Source organism: Mycobacterium sp. IS-1496, assembly GCF_001499995.1.
GTDB lineage: Bacteria > Actinomycetota > Actinomycetes > Mycobacteriales > Mycobacteriaceae > Mycobacterium.
The window spans coordinates 201,908-226,770 of sequence record NZ_LQIU01000023.1 but is presented as its reverse complement, the minus strand read 5'-3'; the positions used below and the strand labels follow the sequence as shown (position 1 = coordinate 226,770).

The following is a 24,863-nucleotide window of genomic DNA, read 5'->3' as shown; positions in this document are numbered from 1 at the left end:
GTCGCGGGGAGGGAAGCCGATGAAGATCGCAATGGTCTCTGAACATGCCAGCCCGCTGGCGGCGCTCGGGGGCGTGGACGCGGGCGGTCAGAACGTCCACGTGGCCGAACTGTCGGCCGCGATGGCACGCCGCGGCCACGACGTCAGCGTATACACCCGCCGAGACGACCCGGATCTGCCCGAAAGAGTGACCACCGCAAAGGGTTACACCGTGGTGCACGTACCCGCCGGGCCTGCGCGCCGACTGCCCAAGGACGAACTCCTGGTCCACATGGGCCCGTTCGCGCAGTTCCTCGACGAGCAGTGGAGTGCCGACCGGCCCGATGTGGCCCACGCGCACTTCTGGATGTCGGGTATCGCCACCCAGTTGGCCGCCCGGCATCTCGATCTGCCCGCGGTGCAGACCTTCCACGCCCTCGGTGTGGTGAAACGCCGTCACCAGGGCGCACAGGACACCAGCCCCGAGGACCGGCTCAAGCTGGAGGCGATGGTGGCCCGCACCGCCACCTGGGTGGCTGCCACATGCACCGACGAGGTGTTCGAGCTCATGCGCCTCGGCCGGTCACGCAACCGGATCTCGGTGGTGCCGTGCGGGGTCGACCTCGACCTGTTCACGCCGGACGGTCCGCGTGCCGAACGCGGCGCGCGGCACCGCATCGTCAGCGTCGGAAGATTCGTGCCGCGCAAGGGTTTCGACGTGGTGGTCCGTGCGCTGCCCGCGATCCCCGACGCCGAACTCGTCCTGGTCGGCGGGCCTGACCGCAGCGAGGTGGAGGCCGATCCCGAGGCCCGCCGGCTGCGGGAACTCGCCGAGCGGCTCGGTGTCGGCGACAGGGTGGTATTCCAGGGGGCGGTGGCCCGAGCGGACATGCCCGCTCTGCTGCGCTCGGCCGACGTGGTCGCCTGCACCCCGTGGTACGAACCGTTCGGCATCGTGCCGCTGGAGGCGATGGCGTGCGGGGTGCCCGTGGTGGCCGCCGCAGTCGGCGGGATGCTCGACACCGTCGTCCACGACGTCACCGGGCGGCTGGTCACCCCGAAGCGCCCGGGGGAGGTCGCCGATGCGATCAACACCCTGCTGCACGACGAGTTCCTCAGGCAGAGCCTGGGCGCCGCGGGACGTGACCGTGCCAGGGCCCGGTACTCGTGGGACCGCATCGCCGCCGACACCCTGCGCATCTACGACCGGCTGGTGCCCGCCGCCTATCAGCCGCAGGCATCCAAGACGTCCGCGACGACCGCGTCATCGGTATGAGGGCGTCACCGGGACTCCAGCAGCTCGAGCGCCCGCTCGATCCGGTCGGGCAGACGTCGGCGCCCGCGCAGCACGGCAGGCAGACGGAGTACGGCTTCGCCTGCGGCCCTGGCGTGTTCGGTGTCGCCCAGCGCCGCGGCGAGCAGCGTTGCGCCGGCCCGCAGACAGTGGCCGACGGGTCGACGGAGCCACGTGGTCAGGACGTCGTTGCGCGTGACGCGGGCGGCCTGCGCGGCGGTGGTGGCCCGGACCTGCGACGGCTGGTGGACCGCCACCAGCGCCGGGCAGTAACACAGGTCCCACCCGAGCGTCGCCATGTCGACCGCCAGGAGCATCTCCTCGCCGCGGAAGTGCAGGATGCCGGAGAAGCCGCCGGCCTGTTCGAACGCGGCCCTGCGCACGATCGCAGCACACGACATGAACCCGAGGATCGCGGGGCCAGGCAGATGCGGCGGGTGACCCAGCGGACTCTCGGCGAGCATCCGGCTGAAGTCGTCCTCCTCGTCACGAGGCAGCACGATCGTGCGGGCCGCGAGCAACCCCACACCAGGATAGGAGTCGAAGGTCTGCTCGGCGATCACCGTCGCGTCGGGCTGCCACCACGAATCATCGTCGCAGAACGCCACATACGGGGTGTCGCTCGCCGCGACGCCGGCATTGCGCCCCACCGCGCCGCGATTCTCGTCCAGCGCGACGAGCCGTACCCGGCCCGCGGCGCGGGCTGCGATCCGCGAGATCCGGGCGACCGTGTCATCGCGGGAATCGTTGTCCACCACGGTGATAGGGCACTCGGTGGTGTCCAGCAGTCGGGTCACGACGGATGTCAGCTCGTCAGCCCGGTCCCGGCTGGCGATCACGAACGTGGTCCGCGGCGGATTCCGTCGACCCATGGCCGCTGTCCGTACCCGCCGGGGCGCACGGCAAACGGCGTTTTCCCGACTACTCCGGGGGTATTGCGCCGTGGTGTATGACATGACCCGGGCCCTGGTGCTGGGTGGCTGCGGATTCGTCGGTGGCCACCTGTGTGAACGGTTGCTCGCGAGTGGCGTCGAGGTCGTCTGCGTCGACGATCTGTCGACCAGTGCGCCGAATGCGGAGAACCTGCTGCGGGATCATCCGGGATACCGGTTCGTGCGCCACGACATCACCGAACCGTTCACGGGGCCGGGTCTACAGGATCCGGTCGACGTCGTGTTCCACCTGGCCTCACCCGCCTCGCCGGCGGATTACCTGCGCCTGCCGGTGCACACGCTGCACACCGGAGCGATGGGGACGGCCAACGCCCTCGAGATCGCCGAACGCCACGACGCACGGCTGGTGCTGGCGTCGACCAGCGAGGTGTACGGCGACCCGCTGGAACACCCGCAGACCGAAACGTATTGGGGCAACGTCAATCCCGTCGGTCCGCGCAGCGTCTACGACGAGGCCAAGCGGTACGCCGAGGCGCTGACGTTCGCGCACCGCCGGGAGCGGGGCGCCGACGTCGGTGTGGCGCGGATCTTCAACACCTACGGCCCGAGGATGCGGTCGCACGACGGCCGGATGGTGCCCACCTTCATCCGTCAGGCGCTCGCCGGTGAGGCGATCACCGTGACGGGATCGGGCCGGCAGACCCGGTCGTTGTGCTTCGTCGACGACACGGTCGAAGGCCTGCTCGCGCTTGCCCGTTCGGGCTATCCCGGCCCGGTCAACCTCGGCAACCCGCACGAGGTGACGGTGCAGCACGTCGCCGAACTCATCCGCGACCTCGCCGCGGCCGAGTCGGCCATCGAATTCCTGCCCGCCGTCGAGGACGACCCCCAGCGCCGCTGCCCCGACATCGCGGTGGCGCGCGAGCACCTCGGGTGGGAGCCGCGGGTGCCCTACCGGGACGGGCTGGCCCAGACGATCGGGTGGTTCCGGTCGGCGGATGCCGCGTCGCAATACGCGGTAGCGCAGTCGAAGACAGCGAGTTGAGGGAGCGACGGATGCGAATTCTCGGCATCAACGCGGTATTCCACGATCCGGCCGCCGCCCTCGTGGTGGACGGCGAGATCGTGGCGGCCGCAGAGGAGGAACGGTTCTCCCGCCGCAAACACGGTAAGCAGGCCGTTCCGTTCTCCACCTGGGAGATGCCGGTGCAGTCCGCCCGCTGGTGTCTGGAACAGGCCGGGCTGACACCGGGCGACCTCGACGCCGTCGGGTACTCCTACGACCCAAGCCTGATGGACGAGTCGACGACGGGGATGGCCGGACTCGACCGGGACTGGGAGTACCTGCGCACGCTGTATGCCGAACGGGCTCCGCGGTTCCTGCAGTCGGCGCTGCCCGGGCTCGACCCGAGCATCGTGCGCCACGTCCGCCACCACGTGGCGCATGCGGCGTCGAGTGCGCTGGCCTCACCGCATCCCGACTGTGCCGTGCTCGTGGTCGACGGCCGCGGTGAGCGGGCCTCCATGCTGGCCGGCACCTACCGCGACCAGAAGATCGACGTGCTCGCCACCCAGTCCCTGCCGCATTCGCTCGGGCTGTTCTACGAGGAGCTCACCGAGCACCTCGGGTTCGCCCGCTCCAGCGACGAGTACAAGGTGATGGCGATGGCGTCCTACGGCACGCCGAGGTTCGCCGATCGGTTGCGGGAACACGTCTACGCCACCGGCGACGGCGGGTTCCGCACGGAGCCGATCGACTGGGAGTCCTTCACCCCCAAGCGCCGCGCCGGTGCGGGCAAGGGCCATGCGCTGGACCGGCCCGAACCCGACCACGCGGACCTGGCGTGCAGCGTGCAGCACGTGGTGGAGGAGGTGCTGTTGGAACTGGTCGGCTGGCTGCGCGCGCGCACCGACTCCGACAGCCTGTGCATGGCGGGCGGCGTGGCGCTCAACTGCGTCGCCAACTCGAAGATCTTCGCCCGCGGTGGATTCGACCACGTGTGGGTGCAACCCGCCGCCGGGGATTCGGGGACCGCGCTGGGTGCCGCGCTCTCACTGGCCGGTGAGGCAGGCGAACCCATCAGGCCGATGCGGTCGGCTGCGCTGGGCCGCGGCTTCTCCGACGAGGAGATCGAGGCGACGCTGCGCGAGGCGGCGGTGCCGTTCGAACGTCCGGACGGCTACGCCGCCGCCGTCGGGGACGCCCTGGCCGACGACAAGCTCATCGGCTGGTTCCAGGGCCGGGCCGAGTTCGGGCCGCGCGCGCTGGGCAACCGGTCGCTGCTGGCCGACCCGCGCCGCATCGAGAACCTGGAGCGGCTCAACACCGTCAAGGGCCGCGAGCAGTTCCGGCCGGTCGCGCCCATGGTGCTCGCCGAGCGGGCCGCCGAGATCTTCTCGGACGGGCCGATCCCCAGCCGATACATGCTGTTCGTGCACGAGGTCGCCGAGCACTGGCGCTCCCGTATCCCCGCGGTCACCCACGTGGACAACACCGCGCGCATCCAGACCGTCGACGACAGTCAGCCGCTCCTGCACGCCACCATCAGCCGGTTCGCCGAACGCACCGGTGTGCCGGTGGTCGTCAACACCAGCTTCAACACCGCGGGGCGTCCGATGGTCGACAGCCCGCGCGATGCCCTCGAATGCTTCGGCAGCAGCCCCATCGACGTGCTGGCGATCGGGCCGTACCTGGTGCGGAGGCCGGTGTGACGTCCGCCAAGACCGCCTCCTTCTCGATCGTCGTCCCGACCATCGGCCGGGAGTCGCTGCACCGGCTGCTCAGCGCGCTCGAGGCCGAGCAGGGGCCGCACCCCGAGTCGGTGGTGATCGTCGACGACCGGCCGGCCCCGGCACCCGCCCTTCAGGTCGACAGCGGCCTCCCGCTGACCGTGCTGCGCAGCGCCGGCCGCGGTCCGGCGGCGGCGCGCAACACCGGATGGCGGGCCACGACCACCCGATGGGTGTGCTTCGTCGATGACGACGTGGTGCCCCAGCCAGGGTGGCTGGCCGCCCTGGCCGCGGACCTGCGCGGCGCCGACGCCTCGGGCGCCGCGGGCACCCAGGCGGTCATCGAGGTACCCGTCACCGAGGGGCGGCCGGCGACCGACGACGAGAAGCGCACGCTGCGGCTCGCCGATGCACGGTGGATCACCGCGGACATGGCCTACCGGCGCGACGTCCTGGTCGAGGTCGGCGGATTCGACGAGCGCTTCCCGCGTGCCTACCGGGAGGACTCCGACATCGCGTTGCGAATCACGCTGCGTGGCAACATCATCACCCAGGGCGCCCGGCGGTCCACCCACCCCGTCGCCCGGGCCACGCTGATGAGCAGTGTGCGGGCGCAGATCGGTAACCGCGACAACGCGCTGATGCGGCGTAAACACGGCAGGCGCTGGCGGGAGGCGGTCGGCGAGGGGCGCGGCCGGATGCCCGCGCACGTCGCCACGATCGCCGCGGCCGCCGTCGCCGCGATCGGCGCGCTGACCGGCCGACGCAGTACGGCGGGGTTCGGCGCCGCCGCGTGGGCGGCGCTGACCCTCGAGTTCACCGCCCGCCGCTTTTTCGCGGGGCCCCGCACGCTGCCGGAGGCCGGGCGCATGCTCGTGACGAGCGCGCTGATCCCGCCCGCGGCCGTCGGCCACCGCCTGCGCGGCGAGTGGACGTTCCGCGGTGCGCGGCGAGACCCGCCGCTGGCGGTACTGCTGGACCGCGACGACACCATCATCGAAGACGGCCCCTACCTCAACGATCCGGCAGGCGTGAAACCGATGCCCGGTGCCGCGGACGCCCTGGCCAGGCTCCGCGGTCGCGGCCTGCTGCTCGCCGTGGTGACCAACCAGTCCGGCGTCGCCAAGGGGTTGATCACCGACGACCAACTGGCGGCGGTCAACGCGCGCGTCGACGCCGAACTCGGGCCGTTCGACTCGTGGCAGGTCTGCGTCCACGACAACGGCGACGGTTGCGGATGCCGCAAACCGGCGCCCGGCATGGTGCAGGCCGCGGCCGAGGCGCTCGGCGTCGACCCGGAACGGTGCGTGATGATCGGCGACACCGGCGGTGACGTCGACGCGGCGCTGTCCGCGCGCGCCGATGCTGTGCTCGTACCCACAGAACGCACACTGCCACAGGAGGTTTCGGAGGCGCGCACGAAGGCGCGGGTGGCCGCGACGTTGACCGATGCGGTCGAGATGGTCCTGAGGGACACCCGATGAGCGCTTGCGCGAAGAGGAGACGGTCCCGTTGAAAGCTCTGGTCGCCCGACTCGACAGCGCCGGTGACGTGTTGATCACCGGCCCCGCCGTGCGCGCGGTCGCCGACCACCACGATTCGGTGACGTTTTTGGCAGGCCCCCGCGGCCGGGCCGCCGCCGAACTGCTGCCCGGTGTCGACGAGATCGTCGAATGGCAGGCGCCGTGGGTCGATTTCGACTCACCCGAGCTGACCGCCGGCCACGTCGAATCGCTGATCAAGCAGCTGCGCGACATCCGGCCGGACCGAGCGTTCGTCTTCACGTCATTCCACCAGTCGCCGCTGCCGCTCGCGCTGATCCTGAGGATGGCCTCCGTGCCGTGGGTGGGCGCGATCAGCGAGGACTATCCGGGCACCCTGCTCGACCTGCGTCACCACGTCGAACCCGGCGTCCCCGAGCCCGAACGCGCCCTGTCGCTGGCCGTCGCCGAGCGCTGCGGACTGCCCGCCGGCGACGACGGCGCGCTGCGGCTCCGGCCACCCGCACCGCTGCGCGGCGAACTCGCCGAGATCATCGCGGCGGGGCCGTATGTCGTCTTCCATCCCGGAGCGGCGGTCCCAGCCCGCCGCCCGAGCGCGCACCGCAGCGCCGAGATGGTCGGCGCGCTCACCGCCGCCGGACACCGGGTCGTCGTCACCGGGGACGCGGCGGAGAAGGATCTCACCGCGTCCGTCGCCGCGGGCCTGGCCGTCGACCTCGGCGGCCGCACCACGTTGCCCACGCTGGCCGCGCTGTACGCGGCGGCCCGGGTGGTGGTGGTGCCCAACACCGGGCCGGCGCACCTCGCCGCGGCCGTCGGCGTGCCGGTGGTGTCGCTGTTCGCACCGGTCGTCCCCGCGTCGCAGTGGGCACCGTACGGACGCAACGTCGTTCGGCTCGGCGACCAGGAGGCGCCGTGCCGGCTCACTCGCGCCCGCACCTGCCCCGTGCCCGGCCACCCCTGCCTCGACGGCATCACCGACACCGAATTGCTCACCGCGGTCGATCGTTTGGGAGGACCACCATGATCGAGACCCACATCTCCGCACTCGCGCATGCGGTGGACCGGATCGGCGTCGAGGCGCCCCGGCTCACCAGGTGGGGCCGTCACCTCGCCGAAGTGCTCCCGGCCGGTGGCCGGTTGCTGGCCTGTGGCAACGGCGGCAGCGCCGCCGAGGCGCAGCACCTGACCGCCGAACTCGTCGGACGGTTCCGCGACGAACGAATGCCGATGTCGGCCATCTCGTTGCATGCGGACACCTCCGCGCTGACCGCGATCGGCAACGACTACGGCATCGAGGAGATGTTCGCCCGCGGGGTGCGCGCGCATGGCCGCCCCGGTGACGTGCTGGTCGCCCTGTCGACCAGCGGCACCAGCCCCAACGTCCTGGCAGCCGTCAAGGCCGGCCACGAACTGGGCCTGACATCGTGGGCGTTGACCGGTCCGGCACCGAACCCGTTGGCCGCCATGTGCGACGACGCGGTCTGTGTCGAGGCGGGCACCACGGCGACGGTGCAGGAGATCCACCTGCTCCTGGTCCACGCGCTGTGCATCGCCCTCGACGACGTCCTGCTGGGCAGCGACCTGCTCGACACCCACGGCCGGCTGGAGGCTCCTCATGGCTGAACCCCTCGTCATCATCGGCGACTCGATGCTCGACGTCGACATCGAAGGCAGCGCCACCCGACTGAGCCCGGAGGCGCCGGTGCCCGTCGTCGACGCCGAACGGGTCTGGCACCGCCCCGGCGGCGCCGGCCTGGCCGCCGTGCTCGCCGCTCGTGTCGACCGCGACATCGTCCTGGTCACCGCCCTGGCCGACGATGCCGACGGGCACGCGTTGATGGCGCTGCTCGAGGAGGCCGGGGTGCGGGTGGTGGCGCTGCCGCTCACCGGGACCACGGTGTGCAAGACCAGGATCCGCGCCGAAGGCCAGTCGATGCTGCGGCTCGACCACGGCGACGGCACCGCCGCGGGCGGTGAGCTGCCCGACGAGGTGGCCGCGGTGGTGCAGCAGGCGCGTGCGGTGTGCGTGGCCGACTACGGCCGCGGTGTCTGCGCGCATCCCGGTGTGCGGCAACTGCTGACCGAGGTGGTCGAGCGGGTGCCGGTGGTGTGGGATCCGCATCCACGCGGGGCCGCGCCGATTGCCGGCTGCTGGCTGGTGACGCCGAATCAGTCCGAGGCGGAACGGTTCTCCGAGCGAGGCGACAGTGACGCGCACTCCGCCGAAAGGCTGCGTCAGCGGTGGCGGGCCCACGCGGTGTGCGTCACCCTCGGCGCCGGGGGAGCGGTGTTGGCCAGCGAGGCGGGCAGCGTGCACATCCCGGTGCCCGTGGCGGCGGGGGTGTCCACCGGTCGCCGGGACCCCTGCCGTGCCGGCGACCGGTTCGCGGTGGCGGCGACCCAGGCGTTCGGCGTCGGCGACGACGCCGCGGCCGCGGTGGCCGCAGCCGTCGAATCGGCAAGCCGGTTCGTGGCCACCGGCGGCGCCGTCGGCGTCTCGCGCGCGGTCGCGGTCGGTGGACACCGCCGCGGCGCAGGCCAATCCAGCGCGCTCACCGGCGACGTCACCGAGGTACGTGACCGGCTCCGCAGGCGCGGCGGCACGCTGGTGGCCACCGGCGGATGCTTCGACCTGCTGCACACCGGCCACGTGCGGCTGCTGCACCAGGCCGGTCAGCTCGGCGACGCGCTGGTGGTGCTGCTGAACTCCGATGAGTCCGTGCGGGCGCTCAAAGGGCCGAGCCGGCCCGTGATGGCCGCCGAGGACCGCGCCCGGGTGCTGGCCGCGCTGGCGTGCGTCGACGCGGTCGTGATCTTCGGCGAGTCCTCACCCGAAGAGGCGCTCGAACGGCTCCGGCCCGACATCTGGGTCAAGGGCGGCGATTACACCGAGAACGATCTGCCCGAAGCCGGCGTCGTGCGCAGGCATGGCGGTGAGGTGGTGCTGTTGCCCACCGTCGCCGGCTACTCCTCATCAAATCTGATCGCGGCCGCCAACTCGACGCACGCGGCGCGGTCGTGACCCGAAAGGACCACGCATGACCTCACAGGAGCTCGGCAACATCCTCATCACCGGCGGCGCCTCCGGCCTCGGCGCCGCCACCGTGAAAGCCGTACGGCGACACGGTGGCACACCGCTGGCGATCGACGTGAACCCGTTACCCGCGGAGCTCGGCGAGGACATCGCGTTCGCGCAGTGCGACCTGGCCGACACCGGCGCGGTCGACGCCGCGGTGCGCGAACTGGCCGAGCGGGTCGACGGCCGACTGCACGGGGTGTTCACCGCCGCGGGCACCGACGCGTGCGGCAAGCTCGGCGACGTCCCGGTCAAGGACTGGGAACGGGTCATCCACGTCAACCTGCTCGGCACCGCCGCGGTGGTGCGTTCGGCGCTGCCGTACCTGAGGACCACCCACGGCCGCATCGTCACGGTGGCGTCCACCCTCGGCATCAAAGCGGTCAGCGACGCCACCGCCTACTGCGCGTCGAAGTTCGGTGTCATCGGCTTCACCAGGGCGCTGGCCGCCGAGCTGGCCGGTGAGGTGGGCGTCACCACGCTGATCCCCGGCGGTATGCACACGGCGTTCTTCGACAACCGTGACGAGCAGTACAAGCCGCCGCCGGACGCCAAGCTCAACCAGCCCGAGAACGTCGCGGAGACAGTCGTGTTCGCGCTCACCCAGCCCGTCGGGTGCGAGGTACGGGAGTTGGTGGTGTGTGCCCCGACGGAGTCGTCGTGGCCCTGAACCACCCCGCCGCGGGCGACACCATCCTGGTGTTGCGGGCGCTCGGTCTGGGCGATCTGCTCACCGCGGTGCCCGCGCTGCGGGGTCTGCGCCGGGCCTACCCGGACGCGCACATCGTGCTGGCCACCCCGGAACGCTTCTGCGGTCTGGTCAAGCTCATCGGAGCGGTCGACGCGGTCGAGCCCACCCCGGGTCTGGGCCGGCTGCATCCGTTGCGCACCCCACCCGCGCTGGCGGTCAACCTGCACGGCAGTGGTCCGGAGAGCACCCGCGATCTGCTGGCCGTCAACCCGCGTTCCATCCTGACCCACCGCCACGACGCCTTCCCGGGACTGCAGGGGCCCGCGTGGAAGGCCGACACGCACGAGGTCGACCGCTGGTGCGGGCTCCTCGAGTGGGCCGGGATACCGTGCGACTCATCGGATCTCACGATCTCGCGGCCCCACGGCCACCCCGACCGCACCGGCGTCGTCGTCATCCACCCCGGCGCGGCGTTCCCCGCCCGCCGCTGGCCCCCCGAGCGGTTCTCCGCCGTCGCGGCCGCGCTGCACGCCGAGGGGCACGAGGTGGTGATCACCGGCGATGCAGGCGAACTCGACCTGGCCCGCGCAGTGGCTTCGGGCGCCGGTCTGCCCGCCGGCGCGGTGCTCGCGGGCACGGTCGGGCTGCTCGGCATGATCGCGCTGATCAGCGACTGCCGGCTGCTGATCTGTGGCGACACCGGTATCGGCCACATCGCCACCGCAACGGGAGCGCCGTCGGTGCTGCTGTTCGGACCGACTCCACCGAGCCGTTGGGGCCCACGGGGTTCGGGCCCCCACGTGGCGCTGTGGGCAGGCAGCGAAGGGGACCCCCACGGCGGGCAACCGGATCCGGGGCTGCTGGCGCTCACCGAGACCGACGTCCTCGACGCCGTCGGCACGCTTCTGCGGGAGCGGGTGTGACCACGCTCCGGGTCGGGGTGATCGGCGCCGGTTACGTCGGGCTCACCAGCGCGGTGTGCCTGGCCGAGCGGGGCCACGACACCGTCTGCGTCGACGTCGACGACGCCCGGGTGCGCCACCTCGCCGCGGGCGTCCCGCTGATCGACGAACCGGACCTGCCCGAACTGCTCGAGCGGGGACTGCGGACCGACACCCTGCACTTCACCACCCGCTATGCCGAGCTCGCCGACCGCGACGTCGTGTTCGTCTGTGTCTCCACTCCGAGCCTGTCCGACGGTTCGGCCGATCTGCGCGCGGTCGAATCCGCCGTGGACGGGCTCGTCGGCGTTCTGCGGCCCGGCGCGATCGTCGCGCTCAAGTCCACGGTGCCGGTCGGCACCACCAGGCGGGTGGGCGAACGTCTGCGCCGCAGCGGAATCGACGTCGTCTCGAGCCCGGAGTTCCTGCGGGAGAGCCATGCCATCGGTGACTTCCGCCATCCCGACCGCATCCTGATCGGCTCCGACGACGCCCGCCCGGCCGACGCGGTGGCGTCGCTCTACCCGCCGGGCCGGGTGCTGCGGACCAGCCCCGAGAGCGCCGAACTCGCCAAGTATGCGAGCAACGCGTTCCTGGCGGTCAAGATCTCCTACGCGAACTCCCTGGCCCGGCTGTGCGCACAGGTCGGCGCCGACGTCGCCGAGGTCACCCGCTGCGTGGGCGCCGACGTGCGCATCGGCCCGCACTTCCTGCAACCCGGCCCCGGCTGGGGCGGCTCGTGCCTGCCGAAGGACACCGCCGCGCTGCTCCACACCGGACGCGAATACGGCGTCGCGCTGCCCGAAGTGGAATCCGCCCGCGCCACCAACGCGGCCCAGTCGGTGCGCATCGCCGACACGATCGATCGCGCCGTCGACCCGCCGATCACCGAGGCGCGCGTGACGGCACTGGGGCTGACGTTCAAGGCGAACACCAGCGACGTACGCGACTCACCCGCGCTGACCGTGTGCGCCGAACTGGTCGCCCGCGGTGCGCAGGTCACCGCCTACGACCCGCGGCTCGCCGGGATCGACACCGAGATGCTGCGCCGCGCGACCGTCGTCGGTGTCGACGATCCCTACCTGGCGACCAAGGGTGCCGACGCGATCGTCGTGCTCACCGAGTGGCCGCAGTTCCGCGACCTGGACTGGGTTCGGATCGCAGAACAGGCGCCGGGCGCGGTGGTCGTCGACACGCGCAACCTGCTCGACGCCGCGGCGCTCACCGAGGCGGGGCTGACCTGCCTCGGCAACGGCACCCGCGGCGGCTACTGACTCTTCGCGACCCGGCGGATCAGCCGTGCGGTCGCCCGTTCGAGGACCGCCTGACGCTCGTCGGGGCGGGTGGCACGCTCGGCCCGCCGGGCGGCCGCGGCGATGGTCAAGCCCGACTCGTAACCGTTGACCACCCGTGGATCCACATATGAGGCACGCGCCACCGCGGGGGTGTTGCCGAGCGCTTCGGAGACCTCTTTCATCACCGCCGATTCCACGCGTTTGATCACGGTCTTGTTGACCGGCGGGTCGGCGTCGACGAACGCGGCGGCCGCCAGCACGGTGCCGTGCCAGGTGCGCAGGTCCTTCACCGAGTAGTCCGCACCCACCAACTCCTTGAACCGGGTGTTCAGGTCGTCGGAGTGGATCTCGGCCCACCCGTCGCCGTTACGGCACGCCAGCAGACGCTCGGGCCGGTCGGGGTGACGCAGCAGCGCCCGTACGGCTTTCACCACCTCCGGGTCGTCGATGACCAGGGTGCGGCGCACCCCGCTCTTGGCGGGGTAGTCGAACTCCACGGCCTGACGCTGCAGCTTGACGTGTTCGCACAGCAGGGTCGCGATGCCGAACGAGTTGTTCTCCTCGGCGTACTGGTCACCGCCCGCGCGGAAGTAGCCGAGGTCGAGCAGGTGCAGTGCCAGCCCGAGAACCCGGTTGCGTCGCCAACCCCGTCCCCCCAGATCCGCGGCGATCTGCCGCCGCATCTCGGGTAGGGCCGACGACATCTGCAGCACCCGGTCGAACTTCTCCTCGTTGCGTTCCTCCTGCCACCGCTGGTGGTAGAGATACTGACGGCGGCCCGCCGCGTCGGTGCCCACGGCCTGGATGTGTCCGTTGGGATACGGGCAGATCCACACCTTCTTCCACGCGGGCGGGATCACCAGGGCGTTGATCCGGTCGACCGTCTTCTGATCGGTGACGGTCTCACCGTTCGCATCCTGGTACGAGAAGCCCTTGCCGCGGCGCACCCGGCGCAGCCCGGGGCCGTTGACTACGCTGCGCCGGAGTCGCATCGGCACCTACCTGTGATCGGCGTTACGGGTTTGGCACCGGCGGTCGCCGGGGTATGGAAGGCAGACCATGGTGAGCACGAGGCCGGCGCGCGCGAGGATGCGGTCCCCGCGACAGTCGCAACTGCAGCCGTCACGGCATCGTCGGTGCGAGCATCAGGGACACCGTCGTCGCGACGGCGCTGTCATTCGGCTTCACGACCGGGTATTACCCGGTGAAATGCGGAGTCACACGTACGTACCTGCGACTTCCCCCAACGCCGATGGCTAGCCGGCGAAACGGCTGGGGTAGTCTCGCTTCGATATTGCCGGGAGGTCAGATGGCCGAGGTCGACAACCAGCGCAACGGGCAGGCCAATGCCGACCGTTCGGTGGAGCTGCGTGTTGCGGCGACGCTGGAGAATCTTGCGGTGCTGCGCACCCTTGTCGCCGCCGTGGGCACGTTCGAAGACCTCGACTTCGACGCGGTCTCCGACCTGCGGCTCGCGGTCGACGAAGCCTGCACCCGGCTGATCCGGTCGGCGGTGCCGAAGTCCACTCTCGTCGTCGTGGTGCACCCCAACGATTCCGAGGTCGTCGTCGACGCGTCGACGACCTGTCAGAACACCGACATCCTGGCGCCGGGGAGCTTCAGCTGGCATGTGCTGAGTTCGCTGACCGACGAGGTGCGGACCTTCTCCGACGGCCACGCCCTCGGCGACGGACAGGTATTCGGCATCTCGATGACGACGAGACGAGCGAGTTCGCTGCGGTGACGCCATCGTCGGCACAGGGTTCGTCGCCACGACAGAACTCTGAGTACTCGGACGTGGCCGCCATGTTCCGGGAGCTACAGGGGATCACCCCGGACACACCGCAGTTCCAGCGTCAGCGGGACCGGATCGTCGAACGCTGTCTGCCGCTGGCAGATCACATCGCCCGACGCTTCGACGGTCGCGGTGAACCGCGCGACGACCTCGTCCAGGTCGCCCGGGTCGGGTTGGTCAACGCGGTGATCCGCTTCGACGTGGACGCCGGGTCGGATTTCGTGTCGTTCGCGGTGCCCACCATCATGGGCGAGGTTCGGCGGCACTTCCGGGACAACAGCTGGTCGGTCAAGGTGCCCCGCCGGCTCAAGGAATTGCACCTGCGGTTGGGTTCGGCCACCGCCGAGCTGTCCCAGCGGCTGGGCCGCGCGCCGACGGCCAGCGAGCTCGCCGAGGAACTGGGCATGGACCGCGACGAGGTGGTCGAGGGCCTGGTCGCCGGCAGCTCCTACAACACCCTGTCGATCGACAGCGGCGGCAACAGCGGGAACGAGGATGCGCCCGCGATCGCCGACACCCTCGGCGACGTGGACCTCGGGCTCGACCAGATCGAGAACCGCGAGGCGTTGCGACCCCTGCTGGCGGCGTTACCCGAGCGCGAGCGCATGGTGCTGCTGCTGCGCTTCTTCGAGAACCTCACCCAGACGCAGATCGCCGAACGGGTCGGCATATCGCAGATGCACGTGTCCAGGCTGCTGGCCAAGTCGCTAACTCGGCTCCGCGACCAGTTGCAGTAGCGGACGCGTCCGATCCTGGAGGGCGGTGCGTGCCGCCTCGACGGTCTCCGCACACGGCAGCGTGGCGTCCGGATCGCAGATCCGTAGCAGCCGGCTCACCGCGGCGCTGGGCACCAGGACCCACGTGATGTCCGCTTCCGCGCAGCGGACGTTGAGCGTGTGCAGCGCGGAAAAGCCTGCGGTGCCGAAGAATTCGACTTCGGAGAGGTCGAGTATCAATGCGTCGGCGGCATGCTGCAGCGCGAAGTCGGCGAAGAGCTGGGCGTTGGCGGCGTCGAGTTCCCCGCGGGCCGTCACGACCGCGGTGGACGGCGGCAGGGCCGCGGCCTCGAAGCCGGCGGTATGGCAGGTGGCGGTGTGGCGGATCGCGGGCTCGGGAGGCGATTCCGTCTGGGTGATCGAAGAGGACGTCGAAGAGGACATTGTGACTCCATCAGTCAAGAATTCGTACTGTGGCTCACGTCAGGGAAATCGGCCCTGCTGTCTCAAAACCTTGGGTGCCAGAGCCGAGTCCGGCCCCGCTCCTACGTCGATGACGTTTGTAGCCGGCTGTGAACTCAACCTGCTCCGAACAGTACGCCGGTAGTCGCGCCTTAGACCGAATGTCGGGCATTTCTTAATCAACGCTTCATCGTCGTGGGGAGACTGTTCGTATGTCCCAGTCCTGGTCGGCCACCGGCGTGCTGCTCGCGGCCGGGGCCGGCACCCGGTACGGGAAGCCGAAAGTCCTTGCGGAGGAAGGGGAGTGGCTGCGTCGGGCGGTCGACGCGCTGGCCCGGGGCGGCTGCTCCGACGTGGTCGTGGTGCTGGGTGCGGCGATCGTGGGCGTGCCGCCGCCGGCACGGCCGATCGTCGCCCCGGATTGGGTCGAGGGCCTGAGCGCATCGGTCCGGGCCGGCATCGCCGCGGTCGGCACCGCGGCCGACGCCGTCGTTCTGCACACCGTGGACACCCCCGACGTGGGGGCGGACGTGGTGTGCCGGGTGATCGATGCGGCACGCACCGCCCCGGGGGGTGTCGCGAGGGCCGTCTATCACGGGAGCCCCGGTCACCCGGTGGTGGTGGCGCGGCGGCACTGGCCGGCGCTGCTCGCCTCCCTCGCCGGTGACGACGGTGCCCGGTGGTTCCTCCGGCAACGTGATGACGTGGTCGCCGTCGAGTGCGGCGACCTCGCCACCGGCGCCGACATCGACGAGGCGTGAGGCTCGGCGGTGTTTGCTGGCCGCGGCCGGCCGCCGGTCTAGCTGCAGCTGGAGTTGGGCCGCCGGACGCCGACCACGATGCTGGTCTTCGCCCCGATCGATCCACCGGCACGCGGTGACTGTGAGCACACGATCCAGTTGGTGAGGTTGATCTGTTTCTGGGGAGCGCCGGTGAGGTTGATCGAGTTGACCATCAGATCCTTCTCGTCGGTAACGCCTTTGATGGTGTCGGTCGCCTGCTGCAGGTTCATCCCCCGGACGTCGGGCATCGCCCACGGCGGCGCCGCCGCGGACGGGGCGGCCAGGGTGATCGCAGCAGCGGCGGCCATCGACACAACACCGGCAACAGCGCCGATCTGACGTTTCATACGTGAACACTCCCTCGGTCGGGGTTCACGATAACCGAGCTGATGGTTGCTCGGGCGCCGCCATCCGAAAGCTATCAAACCGTTACCAAACCGGGGTTCGCGTGCGCACCGATCCAGCCAGCAAACAACGGGGTAGCGTCATTCAGGCCGGGTCAGGGCGTCAATCCCCGAGATGGAGTGCGCTGGCGAACCGGCGGACGGCCTCGGCCGCGGCGCCGGCGGCCGCCTCGTGCCCTGTGCGGGCCCGGGAGGAGACCTCCCCGGTGGCCGGACGGAGCGCCACCTCGGCCAGCAGTTCACCAGTCGTGGGCTCACACACCGCCCACCGGTAGCGGCTGTCGGCCGACCACTCGGCGGCGGCTACGTGGACGTGATCGGGATCGGTCTCACCGAGTTCGGCCAGTGCCGGGCGGTCGTCCATCAAGGCATCGGCGCGCAGCGCCCGTAGATACCACGCACCCGCGTTGATCTCGACCGGTTCCACATCCTCGCCTTCCGGGACGCCCCGCGTGCACTGTAGCGAGCGCGTCAGGCCGTCAGGAACTAAGTTCCCCTCGGCGGCGTTGCTGCCGATGCGCGCGGCGGCCTGCCGTCCCGGAGAACGAGGAGAAGTGCAATGCCCACCATCACCACTGCCGACGGCGTCGAGATCTTCTACAAGGACTGGGGTTCGGGCCAGCCGATCGTGTTCAGCCACGGCTGGCCGCTGTCCGCTGACGACTGGGACACCCAGATGCTGTTCTTCCTCGGCCAGGGCTACCGCGTGATCGCCCACGACCGCCGGGGCCACGGCCGCTCCACCCAGACGGCCGACGGCCACGACATGGACCACTACGCCGACGATCTCGCGGCCGTCGTCGAACATCTCGACCTGCACGACGCCGTCCACGTCGGCCACTCCACCGGCGGGGGAGAGGTCGCCCACTACCTGGCACGACACGGCGAGAGCAGGGCGGCCAAGGCCGCGCTGATCAGTGCGGTCCCGCCTCTGATGGTGCAGACCGAGAGCAATCCGGGTGGCCTGCCCAAGTCCGTGTTCGACGATCTGCAGGCGCAGTTGGCCGCCAACCGCTCGGAGTTCTACCGGGCGCTGCCGTCGGGACCGTTCTACGGGTTCAACCGACCGGGTGTGGAGCCCTCGGAAGCCCTCATCCAGAACTGGTGGCGTCAGGGGATGATGGGCGGCGCCAAGGCCCACTACGACGGGATCGTCGCGTTCTCGCAGACCGATTTCACCGACGACCTCGCCAAGATCGGCATCCCGGTCCTGGTGATGCACGGCGATGACGACCAGATCGTCCCCTACGAGGACTCCGGGCCGCTGTCGGCGAAGCTGTTGCAGAACGGCACGCTCAAGACCTACGCCGGGTTCCCGCACGGAATGCCCACCACGCACGCCGAGACGATCAACGCCGATCTCCTGGAGTTCATCCGGGCCTGAGCCGCTGAGGCGTGGTGCGTGGCGGCGCCCCGCTTCTCCGGCTCTCGCCGGAGAAGCGGGACCGCTCCCCCTCGGATGGTGAGGCGAATTGTCCCTTTCCCGCCTCGTCACCTGGTGCCTGACGACGGAGTACCGCCGTCAATGACCATGTCCCTGCCTGGCCTCAGGCATGTAGCAAACTGTACCTGAGTGCAACCTAAGAGGCAATTGGGAAGATCCATTGTTAACTTAGTGCGTGCGAATGACGCTGAAGCAAATTTTTCCACGCGCTGTCGTTATTCGCTGAGGCAACGTTTACGAGCGGGGAACGGGTCGAGTCGGCAAAAGATCGATCCCCCGGCCCGTCGATGCGGAGTGGAGTGCTTCGCTCCCCGCGGAGGCGCACGGGGAGTTCGCCGCGATCCTCGTCCACCGGCATTAAGGCGCACTCTACGTGCTTCGCTGCTCTAACTGGAGGTTGCCGAAGAGGTGTCGAAGTGCCGTGCTGTCGGCGCGGTGGCACCGCGTCACCGCGCACGGCGGGAGCGCTGGCAACGATTTCCGGTACCAGCGGGCGGGGTTAGATTTGTAGTCCGTCTTACCTTTGCCCGTGTAAAGAGCACATTGCGAAATATGGGGTCATCAATTCGGTGAAGAGTGCGCTCGGGGGGCGGATCCCACCTCGAGATGGCCGTGGACGCAGCAAAATCCAGTAGTCCAAGTGGTGTCTGGCGGCCGACGGCACGGTGCATCACGGGCCGTGTCGGCGAGCCCACCGCAGGGGTTCTCGGCGGCACAAAAAGACCCGGCGCAGTCGTTCGGCCTGGGCCGGACGACTGCGCCGGGGGTGAGCGGAAAGGGTTACTCGCTGTCGCTCTTGATCTCGGCCAGCACGGTCCCCTGCGTGACGGCGGCACCCGCCTCGACCGCGAGTCCGGTGATGGTGCCGTCCTTGTGGGCGGTGACCGGATTCTCCATCTTCATCGCCTCGAGGACGACGACCAGGTCGCCGGCGGACACCTGCTGACCCTCTTCGACGGCGACCTTGACGACGGTGCCCTGCATCGGCGCCGTCACCGAGTCACCGGACGTGGCCGCGCCGCCGTGGGCGCCGCGCTTACGTGGCTTCGGCTTCTTGCGGACCACGCCGGCGGGGGCCGCACCGCCGCCGTTGCCGAGGACCAGATCGCCCGGCAGCGACACCTCGAGGCGCCGGCCGCCGACCTCCACGACCACGGTCTGCCGCGGTGCGGTGTCCTCTTCGTCGATCGGGTCTCCACCGGTGAACGGTTCGATGGTGTTGTCCCACTCGGTTTCGATCCACCGGGTGTGCACGGTGAAGCCGTTCTCGTCACCGATGAACGCGGGATCGCTGACGACCGCGCGGTGGAACGGGATGACCGTGGCCAGTCCTTCGACGTTGAACTCTGCCAACGCGCGCCGCGAGCGCTCCAGGGCCTCCTCGCGGGTGGCGCCGGTGACGATCAGCTTGGCCAGCATCGAGTCGAACTGACCGCCGATCACCGATCCGGACTCCACACCGGAGTCCAGCCGGACACCGGGGCCGGTGGGCGGCTCGAACTTGGTCACCGGGCCGGGGGCGGGCAGGAAGCCGCGCCCGGCGTCCTCGCCGTTGATGCGGAACTCGATCGAGTGTCCACGCGGGGTCGGGTCCTCGGTGATGTCGAGGGCCTCGCTGTTGGCGATCCGGAACTGCTGACGGACCAGGTCGATGCCGGAGGTCTCCTCGGTGACCGGGTGCTCGACCTGCAGGCGCGTGTTGACCTCGAGGAACGAGATCAGGCCGTCCTGACCCACCAGGTACTCGACGGTGCCCGCACCGTAGTAGCCGGCCTCCTTGCAGATGCGCTTGGCGGACTCGTGGATCTCCTTGCGCTGCGCGTCGGTCAGGAAGGGTGCGGGCGCCTCCTCGACGAGCTTCTGGAAGCGGCGCTGCAGCGAGCAGTCGCGGGTGCCCGCCACGACGACGTTGCCGTGCTGGTCGGCGATCACCTGCGCCTCGACGTGGCGCGGCTTGTCGAGGTAGCGCTCGACGAAGCACTCACCGCGACCGAACGCGGCCACGGCCTCGCGGGTGGCCGAATCGAACAGCTCAGGGATCTCCTGGATGGAACGCGCCACCTTCATCCCGCGACCGCCGCCGCCGAAGGCGGCCTTGATCGCGACCGGGACGCCGTACTCCTCGGCGAACGCCACGACCTCGTCGGCGTCCTTGACCGGATCCGGCGTGCCGGGGACCAGGGGCGCCTTCGCGCGTGCGGCGATGTGGCGGGCGGTCACCTTGTCACCGAGGTCGCGGATCGACTGCGGGCTCGGCCCGATCCAGATGAGCCCGGCGTCGATGACGGCCTGCGCGAAGTCGGCGTTCTCGCTGAGGAAGCCATAACCCGGGTGGATCGCGTTCGCGCCCGACTTCTCGGCTGCGTCGAGCAGCTTCTCGAACACGAGGTACGACTCGGCCGAGGTCTGTCCGCCCAGCGCGAAGGCCTCGTCCGCGAGCCGGACGTGCGGTGCGTCGGCATCGGGTTCGGCGTAGACGGCCACACTCTGCAGCCCGGCGTCCTTCGCCGCCCGGATGACCCGGACGGCAATCTCTCCTCGGTTGGCGACAAGCACCTTGGAGATCTTCGAGCTGGCGTGACTGGCCACTTCGCCTCCTGCTGATATGCCTTTCGGGCACTCACTTAAGAACGTCTTGAGAAACTAATGGGGGAGTTTAAGCGCCAGCCCTGTGGCGGTCGGTAACCGGTATCGGTTACTCGCAAGTAAGTTGCGCGTCGCCGCCGTTCGGGATGCTCAGCCGTCCCGCAGCCGGCGTTTGATCCGCGTCAGCATCGCCGACATCCCCCGCAACCGCAGCGGGCTGATCAGCGCCGCCAGGCCGAGTTCGCTGTAGAAGTCGTCGGGCACGCCGAGGATGTCGTCGGCCGGCTGCTCGTCGAGCCCGGTCGCCAGGATGGCCGCGAAACCCCGCGTGGTCGGCGCCTCCGCCGGCGCGCTGAAGTACAGCCGGACGCGGTCGCGGTCGGCGGCGTCGACGTGCAGGAAGAGCGGCGACTGGCATTCGGGCACCGGTTCCATCGCCGCCTCTTCGAGTTCGGAGGGCAGCGTGGGCAGGTCGTCGGCGAACTCCAGCAGCAGCCGGAGCTTGTCCTGCCCCTGCACTTCCTGGAACTCGGAGACGACCTCGGCGAGCGGAGCGGGCATCGTCATGACGACGCGGGGGCCTCGCCCGGATCGGGGCCGACCGCCACGGGCACGCGCACCGCGTTGCCCCATTCGGTCCACGAGCCGTCGTAATTGCGCACCCCGGGCAGGCCGAGGAGGTGGGTGAGCACGAACCAGGTGTGGCTCGAGCGTTCCCCGATGCGGCAGTAGACGACGGTCTCGTCGTCGGGGGTCAGGAAGCCGTAGAGCTCCTCCAGTTCGGCGCGCGGGCGGAACTGGCCGTTGTCGCGGGCGGCCTTGCTCCACGGGATCGACCGGGCGGTCGGGATGTGCCCGCCACGCAGCGCACCCTCTTCCGGGTAGTCGGGCATGTGGGTGCGCTCGCCGGTGTACTCGGCGGGTGAGCGGACGTCGATCAGCGGCTGCTCACCCAGGATCGCCAGCACGTCGGCGCGGTAGGCGCGGATCGGGGCGTCGTCACGTTCGACTACTGGGTACCCGCTCGTCTGCTTGGACGGCACGTCGAGGGTCGTGTCGCGACCGTCGGAGATCCACAGGTCCCGACCGCCGTCGAGCAGTCGAACGTCGGGATGCCCGAACAACGTGAACACCCACAGCGCGTAGGCCGCCCACCAGTTGCTCTTGTCCCCGTAGATGACCACGGTGTCGTCGCGGCTGATGCCCTTGCGGTCCATCAGCGCGGCGAACTGCTCGCCGTCGATGTAGTCGCGGACGTTCGGATCGTTGAGATCCACATGCCAGTCGACCTTCACCGCACCGGGGATGTGACCGGTGTCGTAGAGCAGGACGTCCTCGTCGGACTCCACGATGGCCAGGCCCGGGCGCCCGAGGTTGCTGGCCAGCCAGTCGGCGGTGACCAGCCGTTCCGGGTGGGCGTAGTCGGCGAGCTTGGGGCTGGGATCAGGTGGCAGCGGCACGGAATCGAGCCTACCGCCGACCGGGTTGCGCTGCGGCCGTGGTCAGTGCGTCCACAACTGCGCGACCGACAGGTCGATGCGCTCCAGCATGCGGCGCACGAGCGGAAGGCTCAGCCCGATCACGTTCGACGGGTCGCCGTCGACGCCGTCGAGGAACCAGCCGCCGAGTCCGTCGAGCGTGAAAGCGCCTGCGACGCCGAGCGGTTCGCCACTGTCGAGGTACGCGTCCAGATCCGCGGGAGACGGGGTGCCGAACCGGACGGTGGTGGCGGACGCCTCGTGTTCGCGTCGCTCGGCGACACCGTCGCGGACCCGGACGACGCAGTGGCCGGTGTAGAGCTCGCCGCTGCGCCCGGCCATCAGCTGCCACTGTGCCCGCGCGGCGGCCGCCGTGCCGGGTTTGCCCGTCAGGCGTCCGTCCAGCATCAGCATCGAGTCGCACCCGAGGACCACACAGTCTTCCGCGACATCGGCAGACAGGGCGTCCACGACGCTGGCGGCCTTGGCCGCGGCCAGCGCGCACACCACCTGGCCGGCCGGGGCCGCCGCGCCCAGGGCCGCGACGATCGCGTCCTCGTCGACCCCGGAGACCACGACGAGCGGGTCGATACCGGCCTGGCGCAGCACCTTCAGCCGGCCCGTGGAGGCCGATCCGAGGACGACTCGCGTCAAATCAGCGCCGCATGTTCTTCGCGCAAGCGCTCATCAGCGCCCGTGTTCTTCGCGCAAGCGCTCATCAGCGCCGCATGTGGGTGCGCTCCAGCAGCGTCACCCGCTGCCAGCTCGTCACGTCGTAGCGCAACTTGTCCACCGGATGACCCCACGGGTTGAACTCCTGCGGGCCCGGTTCGGCGTGCCCGCCACCGGCGCCGGCGAGCACGGCGGCCAGCGCGGCGATCTCCTCGTCGGACGGCTTCCCCTTGAGGATGTGAATGTGGGGATCGGCGGCGGGGGGTAGGTCGATGGTCAGCTGGCGGTGATCGCTGACCTCGGTGATGTCGGTGTCCTGCGACATGTGGGTTGCTCCTCTGGCGCGACTGCAGCTGAGATCTAGAGGGGAATATTGCCGTGCTTCTTGGGTGGCGTCTGGGTGACCTTGCGCTCGAGCAGCCGCAGCGCGGTGCCGATGTAACCGCGGGTGTGCGACGGCGGGATCACCGCGTCGACGTATCCGCGCTCGGCCGCGATGTACGGGTTGACCAGGGTGTCCTCGTACTCCTGCTGCAGCTGCAGGCGCAGGGCGTCGACGTCCTGCCCCTCTTTGGCCGCTTCCTTGAGCTGCTGGCGGTAGACGAAGCCGACTGCACCCGAGGCGCCCATGACCGCGATCTGCGCGGTCGGCCACGCGACGTTGACGTCACAGCCCATGTCCTTGGAGCCCATGACGCAGTACGCGCCGCCGTAGGCCTTGCGGGTGATGACGGTGATCTTGGCGACCGTGGCCTCGCCGTAGGCGTACAGCAGCTTCGCCCCGCGGCGGATGATGCCGTTGTACTCCTGCTCGGTGCCGGGCAAAAAGCCCGGGACGTCGACGAGCATGACGATCGGGATGTTGAAGCAGTCGCAGGTCCGCACGAACCGCGCGGCCTTCTCGGAGGCGTTGATGTCCAGGCAGCCGGCGAACTGGGTCGGCTGGTTGGCGACGATGCCCACCGGGCGGCCGTCGATGCGCCCGAAGCCGACGACGATGTTGCTCGCGTAGCCCTCCTGGATCTCCAGGAACTCGTCGTCGTCGAGGATGCGCGTGATGACCTCGTGCATGTCGTACGGCTGGTTCGGCGAGTCCGGGATCAGCGTGTCCAGCTCGAGGTCCTCGTCGGTGAGGGTCTCCTCGATCGGGCCGGCCGGCGCGGGCGAGGGGTAGCGCGGCGGATCGGCGTAGTTGTTCGGGGGCAGGTAGCTCAGCAGGTCCCGGACGTAGTCGAACGCGTCCTGCTCGCCGGAGGCGACGTAGTGCGCCAGCCCGGACTTCGCCATGTGGGTGTGGCCGCCGCCGAGTTCCTCCATGGTCACTTCTTCGCCGGTGACGGTCTTGATGACGTCGGGACCGGTGATGAACATCTGGCTGGTCTTGTCGACCATGATCACGAAATCGGTGAGCGCGGGGGAGTAGACGTGGCCGCCCGCGGCGGCGCCCATGATCAGCGAGATCTGCGGGATGACGCCCGAGGCCTTGATGTTGTTGTGGAAGATGCGGCTGTACAGGCCGAGCGAGACGACGCCCTCCTGGATGCGCGCACCGGCGCCGTCGTTGATGCCGATGAGCGGACGGCCGGTCTTGATGGCCAGTTCCTGCACCTTGACGATCTTCTCGCCGTAGACCTCACCGAGGCTGCCGCCGAACACCGTGGCGTCCTGGCTGAAGATGCAGACCTCGCGACCGTCGATCGTGCCGTAACCGGTCACCACGCCGTCGCCCGACGGGCGGTTGGCCTGTAGGCCGAAGTTGGTGCTGCGGTGCTTGGCCAGCGCGTCGAGTTCGACGAACGAATCCTCGTCGAGCAGCGCCAGGATGCGCTCGCGTGCGGTCAGCTTGCCCTTGGCGTGCACCTTCTCGACGGCGGCCTCACCGACCGGATGCTGGGCCTCTTCCGTGCGCTTGCGCAGGTCGGCCAGCTTGCCGGCGGTGGTGTGAATGTCGATCTCATGGGCGCCGGAGGGCGCGGAAGGATCAGTCACGCTCGTCATGAGGGTTGATGCTATGCGACCTGTCCGCGGCACTTTCACGATCCCCTTAGAAAACGGATCTGCCCGGGTGTCGCTGCGTTCTCGCGGCCGGCCGGAGGGCCGCCGGGGGCCAGCAAACCGAT

At 70.0% G+C, this 24,863-nt stretch carries 25 protein-coding genes; 14 read left to right on the top strand and 11 right to left on the bottom strand.

The annotated features are described in order from the left end of the window. The first annotated feature begins 19 nt into the window (after positions 1–19). Positions 20–1,255, top strand: coding sequence for a glycosyltransferase (locus tag AU195_RS14205; RefSeq protein ID WP_059159740.1), 1,236 nt, complete (start codon positions 20–22; stop codon positions 1,253–1,255). Positions 1,256–1,260: 5 nt separating this feature from the next. On the opposite strand, the gene AU195_RS14200 is transcribed toward AU195_RS14205, so the two are convergent. After that, positions 1,261–2,145: a glycosyltransferase family 2 protein gene (locus AU195_RS14200; RefSeq protein WP_059159687.1), complete on the bottom strand. Its 885-nt coding sequence runs from the start codon at positions 2,143–2,145 to the stop codon at positions 1,261–1,263. A gap of 73 nt (positions 2,146–2,218) precedes the next feature. Between AU195_RS14200 and AU195_RS14195 the strand changes: the two genes are divergently transcribed. The 9 genes from AU195_RS14195 to AU195_RS14155 are packed head-to-tail and all read left to right on the top strand — an operon-like array spanning position 2,219 to position 12,383. Next, positions 2,219–3,211, top strand: a complete 993-nt coding sequence (locus AU195_RS14195; RefSeq protein WP_286149252.1) for a UDP-glucuronic acid decarboxylase family protein — start codon at positions 2,219–2,221, stop codon at positions 3,209–3,211. Positions 3,212–3,222: 11 nt separating this feature from the next. Beyond that, positions 3,223–4,878, top strand: coding sequence for a carbamoyltransferase family protein (locus tag AU195_RS14190; protein ID WP_059159685.1), 1,656 nt, complete (start codon positions 3,223–3,225; stop codon positions 4,876–4,878). Continuing rightward, complete coding sequence (locus AU195_RS14185; RefSeq protein ID WP_059159684.1) at positions 4,875–6,380, top strand: HAD-IIIA family hydrolase; 1,506 nt, start codon at positions 4,875–4,877, stop codon at positions 6,378–6,380. Before AU195_RS14190 ends, AU195_RS14185 begins: the two co-directional genes overlap by 4 nt. A gap of 37 nt (positions 6,381–6,417) precedes the next feature. Further along, on the top strand, positions 6,418–7,425 hold the full coding sequence (locus AU195_RS14180; RefSeq protein WP_059159739.1) for a glycosyltransferase family 9 protein: 1,008 nt from the start codon (positions 6,418–6,420) through the stop codon (positions 7,423–7,425). Continuing rightward, entirely contained in the window at positions 7,422–8,024 is a 603-nt protein-coding gene (locus AU195_RS14175) for a D-sedoheptulose-7-phosphate isomerase (protein WP_059159683.1), read from the top strand. The genes AU195_RS14180 and AU195_RS14175 overlap by 4 nt, the downstream gene beginning before the upstream one ends. Next, positions 8,017–9,423, top strand: coding sequence for a PfkB family carbohydrate kinase (locus tag AU195_RS14170; RefSeq protein WP_059159682.1), 1,407 nt, complete (start codon positions 8,017–8,019; stop codon positions 9,421–9,423). Before AU195_RS14175 ends, AU195_RS14170 begins: the two co-directional genes overlap by 8 nt. A gap of 16 nt (positions 9,424–9,439) precedes the next feature. Further along, positions 9,440–10,147 carry an SDR family oxidoreductase gene (locus AU195_RS14165; protein ID WP_059159681.1) on the top strand — a complete coding sequence of 236 codons (708 nt, stop codon included), beginning with the start codon at positions 9,440–9,442 and terminating at the stop codon, positions 10,145–10,147. Then, on the top strand, positions 10,138–11,091 hold the full coding sequence (locus AU195_RS14160) for a glycosyltransferase family 9 protein (protein WP_286149247.1): 954 nt from the start codon (positions 10,138–10,140) through the stop codon (positions 11,089–11,091). Before AU195_RS14165 ends, AU195_RS14160 begins: the two co-directional genes overlap by 10 nt. Then, positions 11,088–12,383, top strand: coding sequence for a UDP-glucose dehydrogenase family protein (locus AU195_RS14155; RefSeq protein WP_059159680.1), 1,296 nt, complete (start codon positions 11,088–11,090; stop codon positions 12,381–12,383). The genes AU195_RS14160 and AU195_RS14155 overlap by 4 nt, the downstream gene beginning before the upstream one ends. On the opposite strand, the gene AU195_RS14150 is transcribed toward AU195_RS14155, so the two are convergent. Further along, positions 12,377–13,396 (bottom strand): DNA topoisomerase IB, encoded by a 1,020-nt coding sequence (locus tag AU195_RS14150; protein ID WP_059159679.1) that lies wholly within the window; start codon positions 13,394–13,396, stop codon positions 12,377–12,379. The two genes, AU195_RS14155 and AU195_RS14150, sit on opposite strands and share 7 nt — an antisense overlap. 317 nt (positions 13,397–13,713) lie before the next feature. Here AU195_RS14150 and AU195_RS14145 point away from each other — a divergent pair, with 317 nt between their 5' ends. Together AU195_RS14145 and AU195_RS14140 are read left to right on the top strand one after the other, a co-directional pair. After that, positions 13,714–14,148: an ATP-binding protein gene (locus tag AU195_RS14145; RefSeq protein ID WP_059159678.1), complete on the top strand. Its 435-nt coding sequence runs from the start codon at positions 13,714–13,716 to the stop codon at positions 14,146–14,148. Next, positions 14,145–14,936: an RNA polymerase sigma factor SigF gene (locus AU195_RS14140; RefSeq protein ID WP_059097636.1), complete on the top strand. Its 792-nt coding sequence runs from the start codon at positions 14,145–14,147 to the stop codon at positions 14,934–14,936. The genes AU195_RS14145 and AU195_RS14140 overlap by 4 nt, the downstream gene beginning before the upstream one ends. Here the strand turns inward: AU195_RS14140 and AU195_RS14135 are convergent. Further along, positions 14,907–15,359, bottom strand: a complete 453-nt coding sequence (locus AU195_RS14135) for an STAS domain-containing protein (RefSeq protein ID WP_059159677.1) — start codon at positions 15,357–15,359, stop codon at positions 14,907–14,909. The genes AU195_RS14140 and AU195_RS14135 overlap by 30 nt on opposite strands. 230 nt (positions 15,360–15,589) lie before the next feature. On the opposite strand from AU195_RS14135, the gene AU195_RS14130 reads away from it, so the two are divergent. Beyond that, entirely contained in the window at positions 15,590–16,138 is a 549-nt protein-coding gene (locus AU195_RS14130) for a nucleotidyltransferase family protein (protein ID WP_059159676.1), read from the top strand. A gap of 38 nt (positions 16,139–16,176) precedes the next feature. On the opposite strand, the gene AU195_RS14125 is transcribed toward AU195_RS14130, so the two are convergent. After that, positions 16,177–16,467, bottom strand: a complete 291-nt coding sequence (locus AU195_RS14125) for a PASTA domain-containing protein (protein WP_286149246.1) — start codon at positions 16,465–16,467, stop codon at positions 16,177–16,179. Positions 16,468–16,666: 199 nt separating this feature from the next. Beyond that, on the bottom strand, positions 16,667–16,990 hold the full coding sequence (locus AU195_RS14120) for a hypothetical protein (protein WP_059159674.1): 324 nt from the start codon (positions 16,988–16,990) through the stop codon (positions 16,667–16,669). Between the two features lie 132 nt (positions 16,991–17,122). Here AU195_RS14120 and AU195_RS14115 point away from each other — a divergent pair, with 132 nt between their 5' ends. Further along, positions 17,123–17,947 (top strand): alpha/beta fold hydrolase, encoded by an 825-nt coding sequence (locus tag AU195_RS14115; RefSeq protein WP_059159673.1) that lies wholly within the window; start codon positions 17,123–17,125, stop codon positions 17,945–17,947. 840 nt (positions 17,948–18,787) lie between these two features. Here AU195_RS14115 and AU195_RS14110 read toward each other — a convergent pair. The 6 genes from AU195_RS14110 to AU195_RS14085 form a co-directional block, all read right to left on the bottom strand. Further along, complete coding sequence (locus AU195_RS14110) at positions 18,788–20,596, bottom strand: acetyl-CoA carboxylase biotin carboxylase subunit (protein WP_059159672.1); 1,809 nt, start codon at positions 20,594–20,596, stop codon at positions 18,788–18,790. 147 nt (positions 20,597–20,743) lie between these two features. After that, on the bottom strand, positions 20,744–21,160 hold the full coding sequence (locus tag AU195_RS14105; RefSeq protein WP_059159671.1) for a SufE family protein: 417 nt from the start codon (positions 21,158–21,160) through the stop codon (positions 20,744–20,746). Further along, positions 21,157–22,053, bottom strand: a complete 897-nt coding sequence (locus AU195_RS14100; RefSeq protein ID WP_059159670.1) for a sulfurtransferase — start codon at positions 22,051–22,053, stop codon at positions 21,157–21,159. The genes AU195_RS14105 and AU195_RS14100 overlap by 4 nt, the downstream gene beginning before the upstream one ends. 42 nt (positions 22,054–22,095) lie before the next feature. Beyond that, positions 22,096–22,725 (bottom strand): Maf family protein, encoded by a 630-nt coding sequence (locus tag AU195_RS14095; RefSeq protein ID WP_059159669.1) that lies wholly within the window; start codon positions 22,723–22,725, stop codon positions 22,096–22,098. A 64-nt stretch (positions 22,726–22,789) separates the two neighbouring features. Next, on the bottom strand, positions 22,790–23,068 hold the full coding sequence (locus AU195_RS14090; protein ID WP_059159668.1) for an acyl-CoA carboxylase epsilon subunit: 279 nt from the start codon (positions 23,066–23,068) through the stop codon (positions 22,790–22,792). Positions 23,069–23,103: 35 nt separating this feature from the next. Continuing rightward, positions 23,104–24,741, bottom strand: a complete 1,638-nt coding sequence (locus tag AU195_RS14085) for an acyl-CoA carboxylase subunit beta (RefSeq protein ID WP_059159667.1) — start codon at positions 24,739–24,741, stop codon at positions 23,104–23,106. Between the last annotated feature and the right edge of the window lie 122 nt (positions 24,742–24,863).